The sequence below is a fragment of the Vibrio sp. 1S139 genome (assembly GCF_041439475.1).
GTDB lineage: Bacteria > Pseudomonadota > Gammaproteobacteria > Enterobacterales > Vibrionaceae > Vibrio > Vibrio crassostreae_C.
On record NZ_JBGOOD010000079.1, the window covers coordinates 1 to 16,998 of the forward strand.

The 16,998-nt window shown below is 40.6% G+C and carries 16 protein-coding genes and 3 pseudogenes; 4 read left to right on the forward strand and 15 right to left on the reverse strand.

Annotated features, from left to right (window positions below):
• Positions 1–274: hypothetical protein (locus ACED46_RS19270; RefSeq protein WP_102426116.1), on the reverse strand; the 274-nt coding region annotated here is incomplete at its 3' end.
• Between the two features lie 281 nt (positions 275–555).
• On the opposite strand from ACED46_RS19270, the pseudogene ACED46_RS19275 reads away from it, so the two are divergent.
• A pseudogene (locus ACED46_RS19275) lies at positions 556–1,111 on the forward strand (recombinase family protein).
• A 107-nt stretch (positions 1,112–1,218) separates the two neighbouring features.
• Here ACED46_RS19275 and ACED46_RS19280 read toward each other — a convergent pair.
• Positions 1,219–2,040: a mechanosensitive ion channel family protein gene (locus tag ACED46_RS19280; RefSeq protein ID WP_371722198.1), complete on the reverse strand. Its 822-nt coding sequence runs from the start codon at positions 2,038–2,040 to the stop codon at positions 1,219–1,221.
• A 189-nt stretch (positions 2,041–2,229) separates the two neighbouring features.
• Here ACED46_RS19280 and ACED46_RS19285 point away from each other — a divergent pair, with 189 nt between their 5' ends.
• Positions 2,230–2,490: a hypothetical protein gene (locus ACED46_RS19285; RefSeq protein WP_371722199.1), complete on the forward strand. Its 261-nt coding sequence runs from the start codon at positions 2,230–2,232 to the stop codon at positions 2,488–2,490.
• 47 nt (positions 2,491–2,537) lie between these two features.
• Here the strand turns inward: ACED46_RS19285 and ACED46_RS19290 are convergent.
• The 4 genes and pseudogenes from ACED46_RS19290 to ACED46_RS19305 form a co-directional block, all read right to left on the reverse strand.
• Positions 2,538–3,190: pseudogene (locus tag ACED46_RS19290) on the reverse strand (IS6 family transposase).
• Between the two features lie 216 nt (positions 3,191–3,406).
• Positions 3,407–4,093: an aquaporin Z gene (aqpZ, locus tag ACED46_RS19295; protein WP_371722200.1), complete on the reverse strand. Its 687-nt coding sequence runs from the start codon at positions 4,091–4,093 to the stop codon at positions 3,407–3,409.
• 177 nt (positions 4,094–4,270) lie between these two features.
• A complete protein-coding gene (locus ACED46_RS19300; RefSeq protein ID WP_102501359.1) occupies positions 4,271–4,558 on the reverse strand; it encodes a hypothetical protein in 288 nt (95 codons plus the stop codon).
• Between the two features lie 66 nt (positions 4,559–4,624).
• Positions 4,625–4,957 carry a hypothetical protein gene (locus ACED46_RS19305; RefSeq protein WP_371722201.1) on the reverse strand — a complete coding sequence of 111 codons (333 nt, stop codon included), beginning with the start codon at positions 4,955–4,957 and terminating at the stop codon, positions 4,625–4,627.
• A gap of 161 nt (positions 4,958–5,118) precedes the next feature.
• Here ACED46_RS19305 and ACED46_RS19310 point away from each other — a divergent pair.
• Positions 5,119–5,447 (forward strand): annotated as a pseudogene (locus tag ACED46_RS19310) (transposase); the annotation flags it as partial.
• A 750-nt stretch (positions 5,448–6,197) separates the two neighbouring features.
• On the opposite strand, the gene ACED46_RS19315 reads toward ACED46_RS19310, so the two are convergent.
• From ACED46_RS19315 to ACED46_RS19350, 8 genes are all read right to left on the reverse strand, one after another.
• The gene (locus ACED46_RS19315) at positions 6,198–7,544 is read right to left on the reverse strand and encodes an MATE family efflux transporter (protein ID WP_371722209.1); all 1,347 of its coding nucleotides are present in this window, start codon (positions 7,542–7,544) and stop codon (positions 6,198–6,200) included.
• An 84-nt stretch (positions 7,545–7,628) separates the two neighbouring features.
• On the reverse strand, positions 7,629–8,489 hold the full coding sequence (locus tag ACED46_RS19320) for a helix-turn-helix domain-containing protein (RefSeq protein WP_371722202.1): 861 nt from the start codon (positions 8,487–8,489) through the stop codon (positions 7,629–7,631).
• Positions 8,490–8,509: 20 nt separating this feature from the next.
• Entirely contained in the window at positions 8,510–9,454 is a 945-nt protein-coding gene (locus tag ACED46_RS19325; protein ID WP_371722203.1) for a diguanylate cyclase, read from the reverse strand.
• A 197-nt stretch (positions 9,455–9,651) separates the two neighbouring features.
• Positions 9,652–10,755: an MBL fold metallo-hydrolase gene (locus tag ACED46_RS19330; protein WP_371722204.1), complete on the reverse strand. Its 1,104-nt coding sequence runs from the start codon at positions 10,753–10,755 to the stop codon at positions 9,652–9,654.
• Positions 10,756–10,779: 24 nt separating this feature from the next.
• Positions 10,780–11,691 (reverse strand): LysR family transcriptional regulator, encoded by a 912-nt coding sequence (locus ACED46_RS19335; protein WP_371722205.1) that lies wholly within the window; start codon positions 11,689–11,691, stop codon positions 10,780–10,782.
• A gap of 36 nt (positions 11,692–11,727) precedes the next feature.
• A complete protein-coding gene (apgM, locus tag ACED46_RS19340; protein WP_371722206.1) occupies positions 11,728–12,975 on the reverse strand; it encodes a 2,3-bisphosphoglycerate-independent phosphoglycerate mutase in 1,248 nt (415 codons plus the stop codon).
• On the reverse strand, positions 12,972–13,679 hold the full coding sequence (locus tag ACED46_RS19345; RefSeq protein ID WP_371722207.1) for a hypothetical protein: 708 nt from the start codon (positions 13,677–13,679) through the stop codon (positions 12,972–12,974). The genes apgM and ACED46_RS19345 overlap by 4 nt, the downstream gene beginning before the upstream one ends.
• Positions 13,680–13,684: 5 nt before the next feature.
• A complete protein-coding gene (locus ACED46_RS19350; protein WP_371722208.1) occupies positions 13,685–15,145 on the reverse strand; it encodes an SLC13 family permease in 1,461 nt (486 codons plus the stop codon).
• Between the two features lie 302 nt (positions 15,146–15,447).
• On the opposite strand from ACED46_RS19350, the gene ACED46_RS19355 reads away from it, so the two are divergent.
• Positions 15,448–16,407, forward strand: a complete 960-nt coding sequence (locus tag ACED46_RS19355; RefSeq protein WP_371722210.1) for a cache domain-containing protein — start codon at positions 15,448–15,450, stop codon at positions 16,405–16,407.
• A 230-nt stretch (positions 16,408–16,637) separates the two neighbouring features.
• Here ACED46_RS19355 and ACED46_RS19360 read toward each other — a convergent pair whose 3' ends face one another.
• Entirely contained in the window at positions 16,638–16,871 is a 234-nt protein-coding gene (locus tag ACED46_RS19360) for a DinI-like family protein (protein ID WP_019821555.1), read from the reverse strand.
• Positions 16,872–16,998: the final 127 nt, after the last annotated feature.

Below are 16,998 nucleotides of genomic sequence, written 5' to 3' on the forward strand. Positions count from 1 at the left end.
AACTTTCATTTAACCTTTCAAGCGCCTCATCGAACCCTTCTGGCGTTATATTGATGTACCAGTCAAAACCGACCTTCCGGCGCATGATAAGCCCTCGCTCTTCCAGAGTTTTGCAGGAAACACGAAAATTGTTGGGATGAACCTCTCTGTTGAGTGTTTGTGTCACAGCGCGATTGATGACCGTAGCCTTACCTTCTTTAACACCCTTCACGAACGCCTTCGCTAAACAATTTAATATCTCTTTTTGAATTAGGCTGAGCCTGCTGTTTTTAATTGTCACATACCACTATCCATTGCTGCAATGATTTAAGAATAACACGCTTAATCATTGTTAACATGATTAATAAACCATTAGAGACAGTGACCTCAATTAACTATCTCATAAAACGGTCATATTATGAGATGCAAAGCGAACGACTGAAAAAGCAGTCAAATCAGGCTCAAGCTGTCTTATAAAGTCATCTCATTAATTATAATCCTACAAACTAAAAAATAATTAGGTATATGAGTCAATGAGTCAATGAGTCAATGAGTCAATGAGTCAATGAGTCAAAAATAGGCTATGCGCGAGTCAGTACCGATGAGCAAGAACTTCATCTGCAAATTAACGCCTTAATTACCAAGTGGCATTCTGAAAGTCATATTTTCACCGACAAGGTCAGTGGCGCAAAATCTGACCGACCTGGATTGGCGGCTTGTATCAGTTACTCTACAAGAAGGGGATGTTCTGGTCGTATGGCGATTAGACCGATTGGGACATTCTATGGCGCACCTTATCAGTTTGATTGAATCATTGATGCAAAGAGGGGTTGGTTTTAAATCTATTCAAGATGGGGCTATTGATACCACTACCGCATCAGGTGAGCTCATGTTCAATATCTTTGGCGCATTGGCGCAATTTGAAAGACGCTTGATTCAAGAGAGAACGAATGCAGGACTAAAGGCGGCAAGAGCGAGAGGAAGGTTGGGTGGACGACCTAAAATAAAGCCTAGCAACTCAAAGGTGCAAATGACCAAGCAGATGCACCAAAACAAGACGCTATCTATAGATTCAATTTGTGAGTCACTGTCAATATCGAGAGCGACGTTTTATCGGTACCTGACGTTATAGCCGAATAATAGAATTATAGGTAACGCCTAAGTGAATTATTCTAACCACTTACTGATGAAGTAAGTGCTTAGAATTAAAATGAAAAAGGGAGCTACACCTCCCTATAATCACTTGTGAATATGAACATCGCGCTGCGGGAAAGGGATCGTAATATCTTGTGCGTCAAATGCATCTTTAACACGTTCATACAGACCAAAATAAGCTGGCCAATAATTATCAGATTTAACCCACGCCCATATCAACATACCTACATGACTGTCCCCGTGCTGGCTAACATGCACCGTTGGCATGGGTTCATTAATAATTAAGTCATAATCATCCATTACTTGCATTAGGACGCATCTTGCTTTGTGAATATCATCACCATAGCTGATACCAAACTCGATATCTATACGACGTTTCTCTTCACAGAAAAGGTTTTTCACCGTACCGTTTGATAATGAGCCATTTGGAATAATGATTTTTTGATTGTCGTACGTCAGTAGAACTGTAACAAAAATTTGTATGTCTACAACTTTCCCCATGTGACCTTGTGCTTCAATGACATCCCCAACCTTAAATGGTTTAAAGAAGAGAATAAGAACCCCACCGGCAAAATTCGATAAACTACCTTGCAAAGCCATCCCTACAGCCAAACCAGCAGCACCGAGCATAGCAATAAATGACGTTGTTTCTACACCTAACATAGAAGCGGCAGATATAATCAACAATATTTTCAAAACAACAGAAGCAAGGGAAGACAAAAAGCCTCTTAACCCAGACTCAAATTTCATTTTTTCTAAAGCAACTTCGATTGTTCGACTTACTTTACCAACAAGCCACCAACCAGTAATCAGAACAATCAGCGCTAAAATAAACTTAGGACCAAAGGTCAACAATAATTCTAAAGATTTCTCGTATAAACTCTCAAGGGGAATTTTATCCCACATAGCATTCTCTCCTAATATAAAATGAACCCAACGCTTATATTACAGTCGAGTAAAACTCTCTTTTAAAATTTTATGTGGATGCATTAGATTTGTATAGAGCATGTGAAAATGTGATTTTTTTTCTTTTGTTAATTCTCCCACCAACAAAATATGTAATACTCACGCTTTTTAAATACCTAATAGAACATCATGAAATTTGAGCAATTAGAATCCCTAACACATTGGGGAGAGAAGAATCGAACAATCCGTAAAAACATCAATAAAGACAATGTAGTGAACAACCAATATCGTACAACCGAAGAAAAAATCAACCAAGCATTATTGGATTACTCATCTGGTTTGTTTGAGTTTAAAAAATCTGTGGCACTAAAAAATAATATATCGCCCCCAACCCTGATTCGCCATGCTAACCTTCGTGGCATTGAGTTCATCAAAAAAGCCCCTGAATAATGATTAATAGTTTACCAATGCATTGGTGATTAGACGGATCTCTCCTGCTATTCCTTTACCTGATAACTAAATACTGAATTGTCATTTTTAAACATGTGCATCACTTCAAATCCTTTGATAGTGGCATAAGCCGTCTTCATCGTTTTAAATCCTCTTACTGGGTTGATTTTCCATGATCTGTTTCTATGTATTGTTCAGGTATTTAATTTGCCTGTGTTCAATCGCTTCACGGCATTGACCTACTCTCTTTATTCTGTCATAGCCCCCCCATAGGAAGCGGCCTTGTCGATCTTAATCGCGGAGGGGAACCCCCAACACTTTAGTCCTTTCAACGCCTTACCTAAAAACCGTTTCGCCGCTTTAGCATTGCGTCTAGGTGATAAATAAAAAGTCGACGGTATGGTCTTTCTTATCAATAGCACGATACCGGTACACCCATTTTCCTTTCACTTTGATGTAGATTTCGCCTACTTACCAATTCAGCCCCATCTTAGATTCCCAGTACCATCGTAATCGTTTTTCAATTTCAGGCGCATAGCGTTAAACCCAACGATAAATCGTACTGTGATCTACGTTGACACTCCATTCACAAAGCATATCTTCAAACTCTCGATAGCTTACCCCGTACTTACAAAACCAACCCAACGTGCAGCCCAAATGATAATGTCATAGAAAATTGTCGATACTTAAAGAGTGTCATGAGCGAGCAGGCCTAAACAGATAGGATTAGCTGATTCGACGAACGTTGAAACAGAGCCTAATTACGCAAAGCCCATTTAAAGCCGACAAAAAGCTTAAAGAAGTGTTAAACCCATAATGCTTTACACAGCCTCACTGAAATATTGATGATTCAGCAGTTTCACTGTAATTCCTCGCCCGTTGTTATAGGCGAGGATTCACAAAAACATCGCAGCAATTATGATTCTTTCGCCATTAGTTTATAAATAAGAGCCCCAAGAACCGCACCTACAATTGGAGCCACCCAGAATAACCAAAGTTGCGACGTTGCCCAATCGCCAACATAAACAGCTACAGCAGTACTACGAGCTGGGTTAACAGATGTATTGGTTACAGGGATACTGATTAAGTGAATAAGCGTTAAACATAGGCCAATTGCAATTGGAGCAAAACCAGCCGGAGCTCGGCTATCTGTCGCACCCATGATCACAATTAAGAACATAGCAGTCAGTACGACTTCTGTAACTAGCGCAGCTGTCATTGTATAACGACCTGGAGAGTGCTCACCAAAGCCATTTGATGCGAAGCCATCGGCTAAATCAAAGCCAACTTGGCCACTGGCGATAAGATATAAAATACCGCCTGCCGCAATTCCTCCAAGTACTTGAGAAACGACGTATGGAACTAAATCTTTGGCATCAAAACGGCCACCAACCCATAAGCCAACTGATACAGCTGGATTTAAGTGGCAACCAGATATGTGACCAATAGCAAAAGCCATTGTTAATACTGTTAAACCAAACGCCAGTGATACCCCAATAAATCCGATACCTAAATCAGGAAATCCGGCTGCTAGTACCGCGCTACCACATCCCCCCAGTACAAGCCAAAATGTACCGATAAACTCTGCCATATATTTATTCATGATAATTCCTAGGTTGTTATGCTTAACTTCAAGATAATAAATTCGACTCTTCATCAAAAAGATGAAAACGATCGATCGAATTGCAGGTAGAGCTTCTCGCCAAAAAAGCTCTACCTGCAATTATCGAAAAATCAAGTATCTTCAATGATCAAGGGCATAGATGATAAATAGTTTGTATTAGTTAACAATTTTTTGGGTTGTGTTTCTTATAGGTTGAGGCTCTTTGTTAGGAGTAGCTAAGTCAACCACTTTACCAGCAGCACCTTCGTCAGGCAGTGCTTCTTTAACAGTGATTTTTACTGTATCTGTCGCAGCTTCTTTCGGTGAACAACGTCCTCCTATACCGACAGCCGCATTTGTAACTGCACTCTTTACTGCTTTATCAACTGTGCATTCTGGATTAAGTACACCGGCGTGCGCTGTCACACTAGTAACCACTATAAACAGTAGGTTAATTTTCCACATCTTAAACTCCTTTATTTTACACTTAACTGCTACTTACTTGAGTTTGGGATCTTTTTTAGATTAGAGCTATTTATTGATACTCAATAATCTAAAAATATCAGAAATAGATTTATTGAAACCAACATCAGTACCACCTTTCCTTAGGTGTTCACTGTGACGTATTGATGCGTTTACTTTTTTAATAACTACAAGTTGGATTTGATCTTTGGTTCGATCTGGAGGGGTATTGCTATTTTCAAAAGACAAAGCAAACTGGGTGTTCTCATTCAAACTCATCGTAAAAACATCAGAAATGTAAGCTTCGTAAGATGGATAAATTGAGCTTTTGAAACCTTCAATAAGTTGTAGATTATATTCTTGCGTAATGGATATCTTATCCACGAGAGGATCGGTATTCATAACCTTCCTTTTCAATGAATGGGAAGGAAACCTATCACAGAACTCGTTACAACAAGATAGCACCACATAGTTTTAACAATCTATTAATGCCAATTGTAGTGGTCTAATGATACCGGACACCAAATTAGGTGGTAAAGTCTCCACCATAAATGAGGTGTTCAATGACAAAACGACAACGACGTACATTTTCTACTGAGTTCAAAATAGATGCTGCAAGTTTGGTTCTTGATCAAGGGTACTCCATACCTGAAGCAGCTAACTCTATGGGCGTAGGTGAAACGGCTTTACGGCGATGGGTCGACCAACTCAAAGTTGAGCGAGGTGGGATGACACCAACGACCAAAGCCCTCACGCCTGAGCAAAAGAAAATCCAAGAGTTAGAAGCCCGGATTAACCGGCTAGAGCGAGAAAAATCCATATTAAAAAAGGCCACCGCTCTCTTAATGTCGGACGAACTCGAACGTTCTCGTTAATAGACAAGTTGAGGGAGCCAAAATGCTTTGCGAACTGTTCAACGTAGCGGTGAGTTAGCGACGGCAATCTCGAGATTATCTGAAGATAAAAGAAATCAAGTGCTTAACTTTGTAAAATCACTCAAAGAAAGTGACGAGTAAAGCAGGGATTCAAGCCCGTTCGTGCGTTGCCCCCCAACAATTACTGTAAGATGCCCAAAGTCTAGAATGCATAGCATACAATTTTTCACATCAAAGGCTTCTGTAAATTATCCAATCAAATCCAAAGGAACAACCGTTCAGCTCTTATTGACTGATTACCATCTCTTTTTTGTCAAACATACGGATAAAGGTTATCTCATTGATTTATCGAGATCTAAATAAAAGTTTTTGTTAGATATCTTGAGGCAGAGATTCCACTTCTTACGTCATACTTTCCTGACGGCAACAAATAAGCCGCTATTGAAATCGAAACATCTGAAATTAAAGAAATGCAGATCCACAATTGATATGAGTGAAACTTGCTCTGTCATTGAATAATTATTGCTGACATCAGAACGACGTTATAGTAGCAACATGGCAAAAACGTAAGCTGCTAGGACAGTGCTTACTCTGAAAGCTTCAATGAATGATTGAAGCTTTCCCATACATCAAACGATAAAATACACAAAGCGGTCTTCAGATAAGTTGATATTACTTATAATCAGACGAATAATCCGTGCCTCTTGATTTCCTTTAAACTGCAAAATCTCGCTTAATACTCTGTATCAGTCTTGTAGAGCATAACCCTATGCTCTACTTTCATTGCAATAGATGGTTTTGCTTCGTAGGTACCTTAATAACATGGATACGCTAATAACAGCGGTTACGGATTCTGCGAAGACAATACTTGCCCAAATACCATCTTTCGGGAAAAACTTAGGCAGCAACACAACCCCTATTGCGACAAACACAAAGCCCCTGCTCAATGAAATGAATGTCGCTTGCTTAGGTTTTGCAATCGCTTGGAACAGGTTGGCGATGACCATATTCAAACCCATCAACGGAACACCCAAGAAATAGAACATCAAAGCACTTGCAGCGATTGGAATTAAGTCATTCGCATCACCTAAATAAAATGCTGCAATCATCGGTGCCGTGAGCCATATTCCTAGTAAAAATACAGTACCGCTTCCTATTGCTGCTTTCATACCAAGTTTTAGGATCTCATTAACTCGCTCTGGACGTTCAGCTCCGTGGTTAAAGCTAATAATTGGTTGGCAAGCCTGAGCGATTCCCACCATTACAAACAACGCAAATACGCCTACGTTGGTCGTAAGCCCGTAAGCGATGATATATTTCTCGCCAAACTGTGTCAGCAGTACGTAGTTGAACAGAACAATGGTCATCGCAGTCGTTAGCTCGATAAAAAAAGTTGGCGTTCCAATACTCATGATCTCTCTCGCTCTACTTAAGCCGATACCTTGAAGGTTGAACCTTAAAGAGCCTTGTTTTCGAACAAAATGGCTAAGCAGAATCAGTACGATAAGTGTTTGAGCAATGGCTGTCCCATATGCGGCACCTTTCATTCCCATATCGATCTCCATAATGAAGATATAATCAAGCAACAAATTGATAATAGCTCCAATGGACATGGCATAAGTTGCAAGCTTCGGGTTGGCATCATTACGTATAAAACTCGATATTACCCAGGCGAGCGAGTACACCACAAAGAAGGGTAACATTGCCGACATATAATCATGCGCAAGTAAAGCAATGTTACCGGATGCGCCAATTAGGGTAAGCAGTTCATCTAACCAAACAAACGAACCTATAACAGTCAGGGAAGAGAGTACAACAGTTAGCAATATGGACTGACTAAACAATAGCTGATTGGATTCTGTGCTTCCTTTACCCGTTTCTATCGACATTTTGGCAGCGCCGCCAATGCCGACCATCATGGCAATAGCGGTAAAAATCGAAAATGGTGGAGTGATAATAGCGATAGCACCTAGTCCATCAGAGCCGACACCAAGACCTATAACCAAAGCATCGCCCATGATGAACAGCGACTTTATAAGCATTCCGGTCAGTGCAGGCCACAGGTACTGATAGAAAGATCTTGAGATAGGATCGATTTTGAGATTGATAACCATAAGAGACAAGTAAAACCCGTTTTTAGTGAGAACATTTACAGGTATTATCAGAACACTGAAGTGAAGAGAAAAGGGACTATACGCCTATATTACAGCACTATTTGTACATCTTAATCGAAACTCCATGGGAGACTCATTCATTTGCTTGCGATAGAAACGACTAAAATAAGCTGGGTCTTCAAAACCTAATTCAAAGGCGATGGTTTTAATCGTTTTCGAGGAAAAAGCCAGATCACGGCTAGCTTCGAGCAGAATGCGACTATGGATTAATTGCGTGACAGTTTTACCTCGCTCGTTCTTGACGAGTTCGTTTAGACGCTTACTTGTTAGAGAGAGCTCAGACGCATAAAACTCACACTTGCGCTCTTCTTTGAAGTTCTGTTCGATGAGTCCCATTAATCGTCTAACACGCGCATCGCTTTGCTCGCATTTTTCGCGTGGGGCTATGGCGTAACGCGACAAATAACGCAAAAACACCTTTGTAAGGGATTCCAACAGGTCCAAATCACATTTCTCTTCGCCAGAATCACACTCCTCTTTCAACATAGTAAACAATGGAGCTAGATATTGGATACCTCGTTCATCGCAATCTATGTACGGTGGACGACCACAATCCGTGGAGAAGACAGTTCTGACAAGTTGGCTACTGCGTAGGTCTGTTTCAACAAATACAGGAGAAAACAACAATAACCGAACATTGTTGCCCATAGACTTGGATAGATGCACTTGCCCTGGTGCTATGGTGAAAAAGCGATTGGCACAATTTTCGTATTCAACGAAATCTATACTTTGTGTACCCGCGTCTTCTTTGCACCAAACCAGCTCCCAATACTCATGTCGATGAGGCAGTAGAAATACTCCTTCTTGTTCACCAGAGAACTCTATCGCTCGACAAAACTGGTTTGCTAACAATTGAACCTGAGGAATCTTTTTTTTTGTATTCATCGAGTGTCTACTGTGCCTATTCAATCACCACTCAAGGATGGCCTATTTCGTAATTTTGATTTATACATGTCAGTATCTGCTTTGATAAGCAAATGTTCAATGTTTAAACTGTGCTTGGGAAAGCAGGCAACCCCGACACTACATCCAACAACGAGGGATTGACTCCCCCATATTATTGGGGAACTAATTACAGTGTTTATGGCTTGTGCAAGGCGTAATGCGTCTCTTTCTTCTCTGATACGATGTATGGCTACAAATTCATCTCCTCCAAAACGTCCGACTACCCCGTTGTTGTAAAAAATCAGCTTTAGTCGCTCTGCAACTTTTTGAATGAGATAATCTCCGGCGCTATGACCATATTGATCATTAATGGCTTTGAACCCATCTAGATCGATAAAATAAACACTGGCATCTATATTGTTTTCTGCGTAGTTTTTTAGCAAGAGCTCTGCTTGTGCAATAAAGTGTTTACGATTACATACGTTAGTCAACGGATCGTAATTCGCGCGTCGCCTTAGCTTTTGTTCGATGCTCTTGGCCTTGGTTATATCGCGACCAATCCCTACAAGTCCGATGACATTTTTGTTTTCATCATAGATAGGTTGTTTTCTCGTACTGATCCAACGTAACGTCCCATTGTGGTCACGATAAATTTCTTCAAGATTGTTTAGAGTTTGACCTTGTCTTATGACTCTTTTCTCTTCTTTGAAGTAGACTTCAGCATGCCCTTTGTCGAAGAGGTCTAAGTCAGTTTTTCCAATGATCTCTTCTCTCGACATACCAAGCAGTTCCAAGAATGCTCGACTTACCGCGATATATTTATGCTTACTATCTTTAAAACTAATGTAGTCGTCGGAGTTATCCAACAAAGCTTTATATTTGGATTCTACCCGAGTAAGTTCGTCGACTCTCTTTCTTAAACGGATGTGATTTTTCAAAATCTTCTTGAGTTTAGTGAAATCCATCTTCACTCTAAACCATAGCCTAGCTGCTATTAATATTATTATAATTAGCAAATAGAGAGTGTGCCAAAGCAAATCATTCATCTCAGTCACCCCATTAGATATGTCTGTGTCTTACCGTTAATTTAGAGACTAAAAAATACTAGCGAACGATATTTCTCCGTTCGCTAGTATTATGAAGGGAAGTAGTGGGCTAGGTTCTAATCTATTAGAATTGCTTTGCTGCCATCAGTATAATAATCACATGAATATTTTTTTTCATATGGAGATACGTCAACATCTTCGGCAAACGCTAAAATAGTATGACGTGGTTTGGTGTTCACCAATAGTTCAATTTGTTGCGAAAAAGTCGGATGAACAGGCCATCGAATAAAAGTCGCACTGCCCTTCTCAAACTCCTTTTGCGCTTGACTCCCTTGTGCAATATGACCAGTCAGAGCCACACTTAGACGTTCCCCATAAAAATGAAGAAGCCTATCACTAAAGCCATCTGTTAGCTGTGCGGATGTTGCAAATATAGGAAGATCACATGTCCGAGTGTAGTCGGCCACATCGTAAACAACCACAACATACTGCAATAATTGCTCAATCTCCGCTATGCATTCTGTTTTAAGATATTCACTGTTATTTAGTAGATCTATCAAAGCCGAATAAACTTTCGAACAGACACTAATTTTTTTCTCTTGCCTGTATGCAATAAGCGCCATCTCTGCCGCTCGCCCGTAAGGGGATACAGGAAATAACGTCCTTGGTTGCAACTCTTTCTTAAATGACTCAACTGAATCACTCAGCGGAACATCCCAAGTTTTGTAGGATGCATCCATAATCATAGTCTTACTTGGTGGTGGGGGATCGAAGGCGTAGGTGATGCTTTCTGGCTGAATATCAGACAGATAAGTAAGCCCTCCTTCATCTTTAAAATGTACCCAAACACCTCCCGCCACATGCCCTGTGCGACCTGTCTGTACATCAAGCTCTGCGATTAAGCAATGTCCATTGGCAGGGAGAACTTTACACTTTGAACCGGCGAAATTGGTATGAACAAGCTTTTTCCAGGTAAGCTTCGTTGCCCAAACTTCCTTAATTGTATGGTTTTTAATGAGCTCTTGCGCGCCTATATGATCATTATGTAAGTGGCTAAATACCACCGCATCGATAACCTTAGGTAATTTTGACACTGTAGGCGTTTTATTATTATCTGGACCTCTACCACAGTCGAGTAATATATTTGTATTTTTAATCCGCAATAGGAAACACGCTGGGCCCTTTTCACCTAACCCAGAAATAGGAGAAATTGATATCATTTTCATTAACCTTTATAGTAATATTTATCTAGAGCTATTTTCTCGTTTAATAACCTCAATAAACTTCCTAGCTAGAGGTGAAAGCAAGTTATTCTTTTTACTTATGGCGTATATACTTCGATGCTCATCCAAGCCATCAATATCTAAAGATATAAAGTTTCCTTTATCTAATTCATCTTCAACCATGAACTCTGATAAAATGGAAACACCTAGCCCTAGTTCCACTCCTTTTTTTATAGCGACCACATTACCCAAAGAAGTTATATTATCCATTTCAGCTATTGGCAATTCAGAATGAATAGCATTAACTAGCGTGCTATTTCTATTTGATATTAGGATGCGTTGATCTTGTACCTCTTTTAAAGAGACGACTTTTTTCCCCTTTAACTTTCTTATAAATTCACTATCTTTTCTTGCAATCAAAACAAGCTTGTCGTCACAAATATACTCAATATTGAGTTTTTTTAATTTCTCGACCTTGCTCTTGGGTTGAGATATTATCCCGATATCGTAATTTTGTTCAAAAGATAGCTCATGAATCACATCTCCTGCATATTTAATATGACTGTTGATGTTGACTAAAGGATAGCTCCTTATTATGTGGCCGATAGTACTAGGAACTAACGTAGTTCCGGGGGTAAAAGAAGCACAGACAGCCAGATCAGCTTGAGTGAATTCATCGAGGTTCTCGAGCGCTACTTTTGATTCTCCGAAGGTCTGTAAAATACTTTCACAATAGGGCAGAATCCTCCGCCCTGCTTCAGTGAGTTGTATTTCTCGACCTACACGGTGAATAAGGCAGGTTCGATAGTGATCTTCCAATACTTTCAGCCTTTGAGACATTGTACCTTGTGTACAAAAACATAAGTCTGCTGCTTTAGTAAAACTTTTAACCTTTGCAATGGTTACAAAAGCTTGTATGTTTTCAAGTTTCATATAGGTTACCAAAAGGCTGAATCATTGTTGGCTACTTTACGCACCTAGTTTTTTAACTTTCCCTAAATAGTCCATCTGGATTTTAAAGAAATCGTTTGCCACAAGATTTTGTAAGCTTCCAGTCTGTACGTATCGCTCCCCAAAGTTTTCTACATGGCTAGGCAATGTGTCTGGCCCAGAGAGTAACGTTGGCACAGGATGACCTGAATGATCTCTTTTGCTGCAAGGTGTTGAATGATCACTCGTAAATGAAAAGTAGCATTGGTCTTGGTCAATTTGCTCGAGCATATATCCGATCATACTATCGATTTTTTCCGCGGTACGAACTTTTTCTTTTGCGAGGTTATCATGCCCTGCAAGATCTGGAGCTTTTACATGAAGAACAACCCAGTCATAACCACCATGAATCATCTTCAAGGCGGCATCAGCTTTACCTATATAATTGGTATCAAATCCAGCAGTGAAACTTTCTTCATGATAAGTATCTAATCCAGCCATTCTAGCGATTCCCAGTACTGTTCTATCACCTGCTACGCAGCCTGCTTTGACGTTGTACTTGTCAACCACAGTATCGAGCTTCTTAGCTGTACCAATACCGCGCAATAAAATCATATTGGCTGCAGGCTTTCCATTACGTACGCGTTCTGCGTTAATAGGATGAAGGGATAGCTTGGCATACATTTTTTCACAGAGCTCATTGATTGCCGCAGCTGTTAGCACGGCCTCTTCTGAATCTGTTGTCGCTTGGCTTTGTTGAACTTTTTCCCCCTCTCTCGCTGTGCCAGGGTCAGTTTCAGTGACATTCGGAGATAGGTTTGCACCTCTTAATACTACAGCGACACGATGTGCACTTAGAGGTTTTACAATAACTTCAGCACCACAGCTCAAAACCATTCCATCCAACGCCTCGGTTAGAGCTAACGTGTCTTCATTGATTCGGCCAGCTCTCCTGTCAAGAACCGTGAACTCGTCACTAACCGTGGCAAAATTTCCCCTAAAGGCAATGTCATTTGGCTGGAGATCGATTCCAGCTCCGTAAGCTTCGATCGGACCTCTTCCGTTGTACACCTCATATGGGTCATAACCAAAAATAGCGAGGTGGCCAACATCGGTACCCACTGGAACGCCTGCTGTTACAGGATAAACACTCCCGCACAGGCCCTTTGCTGCTAAACGAGCTAGGTGCTGCGTATTCGCATATTCTAAAGGTGTTTTATTATCGAGTTCGGCCAATGGCAAATCGCCCATTCCGTCAGCAATCACTAAAAGCATCTGTTTTTTCATTGGGTGTACTCCTTACTTACGACAATATTCATACGTTTTAATGCAAAAAATAGGGCTAGCATCAACAACAATCCACAGACAACGAGCTTAGAGAAAGCGGTAGACTCGTAGAGTGCAATCTCTGCTTTGATCGCCTGATTCAATGAAATGTTGCGTTTTGTGATGGTAATTTCTTGTTCCGGACCTGCTTCATTGAGCGTATAAGAGGCCTTTTTTGTTGAGAAAGCCGGTGTCATTACTTTATATAGTTCTCGTTGGTGAGGAACTTTATAAGTCAGTTGGTATTTCTCGATTGTCATAGGAGCACTGTTAACAAAGTTATAATTGAACGATTTCACTCCCGATGGGTGACTATGCTTCAATTTTGTTTTCTTAGTGTAATCGCCCTCTGGTCTTGTAAAACTGAAACCTAATATTGTTTGTTCATTTGGTTTATTGACATACCAACCATAGACATCCAAACCGTTGATTTTTTCTAATCGTGGCACGACGGAATAATTGGAAATCTGCTCAATAGAAACATTTTTATATACAGGGGAATAGATATATCCATCTTGATCAGTTTTTCCTGAAAATTTTACGGTTGTTGTCACTTGATTGTTGTGGGTTTCTATTATTTCTTCGTAATTGTTTAGTGCCAATTTTTGCGATGAAACTGCATACGTCGGCAACAGTAAAAGTGCTGCAATAATATACTTATTCATGTCTATTACCCCGTGATGCCTAAATAGTTGAACCAAGTGAAGTACGCTAAGAACATCAAGCCCCATTTAGCGATGAGAGTAAGGAATCCGTAGATCAATTGATCGCTGACGGTAAAGAAGCCACTACTGTAATACACTAAGTTTGCTTTACTATGCGGAGGTAAGGTAATTGTGTCCGAAATAGTGAATGCTGCAGGAAGCAATAACATCAGCGGTGGAACTCCAGCAGAGTTTGCCAGACCTACCAGCGTTGGGATAAGAATAATGACTCGAACTGTTTTACTGGTGAACACAAAGTGTGAAAATATAGAGATAGCCATAACTGTCGCGTACAGCGTAACCATATCCATAGAATCAATACCTATTGAGCTAAAAAGTCCTTGTATAGCCCAAGTAGCAACCCCTGTGTCACTTAAAGAGACACCTACAGCATATGCACCCGCGGCAAATATCATTAGGTTCCAAGGAATGTTCGCATCTTCCCACTTTAACGTTCCTACGTAAGGAGTCAGAAACAATGTTGCTGCGAGTAACGCAACCATAACTAAGCTAAACTCGAACCCGAATAAAGCCCCATGCCATTTATCTGTAGACCAAAGAATAATAGTGAATAAGAATATAGCCCCGGCTTTTAGTTCCTCACCACTAAGCTTACCTAGGCTTTGATATTCCGACTTGAATGCAGTGACTTGGCTACTATCGCCATTTGTTTTCACTGGGAAGAGCATTTGCCCGATAATGAATGATGCTATCAAAGTAAGAATAGCGATAGGCGCAGACGCGATAAACCATTCGCCCCAGCTTACATTAATATCGGTGAATTCAGCGATAAGTCCTACTGCCATGATTTGTGGAGCCGTGGCGGTCAAAATGGCTGAAGTGGAAAAATTGTTGGCTTGCAACCCTTGAATAGCTAGCAGTTTACCCAGGTTTTTGCTACTAGGACTGTCTTTAAATGTTTTAGCAACTAATAGCACGATCGGAAGTAACATTGCAGCACGCGCGGTTGTGGAGGGTACAATAAACGCAATCGCAAAGTTAGCTGCCATTAGTGAAGCAAGTATCGATTTTGCCGTTTTTCCAAATCGACTTATAATGAGCAGAGCAATACGCCTTGCTAGCCCACTTTTCTCCATGCCCGAAGTAATGATGAAGGCTGAAATCATCAACCAAATGACATCATAGCCAAGCGTACCTAGGGCTTTGCTTTCTGCCCAACCACCAAAAATGGATAACATTGCAATCGCAATTAAAGAGGTGACGTAGTTTGGCAAAGACTCGCAGACCCAAAGGGTCAGAGCGAACAGGAACACACCGAGTGATATTTTTCCTTCATAAGTAATGCCTGCCGGAACGGGCATGTAAAAAAATATAGCAAAAATAACTAACGCAACGGGCATACCTAAGAAGTATAAGTATCTCTCCGTCGGAGTTTTGTTTTCTAACGTTCTGGTAGTATTTAGCACCTAATCCTCCTAAAGACGTGGCTAAGTTTCCAACAACCATCCTAGTTAGTTTTTTATTAATTGGATAAGCAAATAATCAAATGTCAAGCATTGCATATTTCAATAGCATTGGGTTTCATGAGGCTAACGTACTGTGCATACTGAATTTGATAGCAACTCCCTACTAACATTAGATTTCGTAATACCTTTCATTGGAAATCTCAATCGCGTTGGTTGTATTTTCACGCTACCGTTAAAGTACGTTACTCTTTTTAAATCAATGCGCTATGTCACTTTCACTCTACAAAAAATTCTTACTTTTGATGGCAGCAGTTGTCTCGATAATAACTCTGACTTTGTCTACCACATCCTATTCACATTTTAGTCAACATATCGAAGATCAAACCCAACGTTCTATTTCCCTTTATTCCTCGCTTATAAACTCACAGATATCCTTATGGTTTCTGAGTCAAGCCCAAGAAATAGAAGCATTGCATAGCTCAATAACAAAAGTAGAGAATAGTGCGTCGATTCCCACTTATTTGAATCAAGCGACTCAATCCTCTGACTTTTTCTCCACGTACTTTGCGACGGCAGACAAAGATATGTATCGTGTGTCGGGACTGAACACCGTTCCTAACTACAATCCATTGAAAAGGCCATGGTATAAGCTAGCACAATCAACTTCTGATCAGCTTGTTATGACAGAGCCTTTTGTCGGGCCACGTTCCGGTAAATTGACAGTGACAATAGCAAAAGCCGTGGTATCAAATGGGCTTGTGAAAGGTGTCGTTGGTGGAAGCCTACCTCTTGAGAACATATCTAAGCAAGTCTCAGAATTGTCGCTCCCTGGTCAAGGTTTTGCGATTCTACTTTCAGACAAAGGCTTAGTTCTAGCTCATCCCGATACAGAATTAGTATCTAAAGCTTTGGAGATGGCCTGGGAGCAACGAGGATGTCCAAAGAACGTGATGTTCCATTCAGATCAAGGCTGCCAATATAGCAGCCGTAAATATCGCCAAAGACTTTGGCGATATCGTATAACTCAAAGCATGAGTCGTCGTGGTAATTGTTGGGACAACGCTCCCATGGAGCGGCTATTTAGAAGCTTGAAAACCGAGTGGATACCAGCAACAGGTTACCTGACACAAGCTCAAGCTAAGAAAGACATCAGCCATTACCTGATGAGTTACTATAATCGGCAACGGCCTCATCAAGCAAATGATGGGCTGTCGCCAGTAAGTGCCGAAAATCGGCTTAAGTCAGTGTCCGGAATTTGTTGACCACTACAAATCTTCGGTATACCGAAAGAGGAAGGGCCAAGTTAAGGCTAAAGCTATAAACAAAAAGCAGCAGATAATAGGGAAGGCCAAGCCCCACCATATTTTCTTTGATACCCATGTCTTTATCGGCTGCGATTTTCGGTTAACTGTTGTTAGACTGCATGCTCTATTTTGTTATGGTCACCAGCGACTCAAAGTCAGAAAGAGAGCACAGTTGCCCTCTTCATTAATCATACGAGAAGCCATTCATCAGCTTCATTGAACGCTTGCTCGATCACCTTATTCGCTCTCTTCTTCTCATCTTTATCTCTGGAATACACTTCTAAGTTATTATTCGTTCCTTTACGGACTCGTATTCGAGCGTCAGGATAAAGCGGCCTTAACCGACGCTCTAGCTCCTCGGTTATTTTTCCTAGACCGCCTTTCGGTAATACTTTTTCATCGACCATCATTTCAACACGCATTTTCACTCACCTCATATTCAAACACACCACAACACTGATCAAAACAACAGTATAAACATGAGTGAATATTGTCAATCCATTTGATGATGGTTTATTTTAGGTACACCTCATTTGAACTCTTTGTATG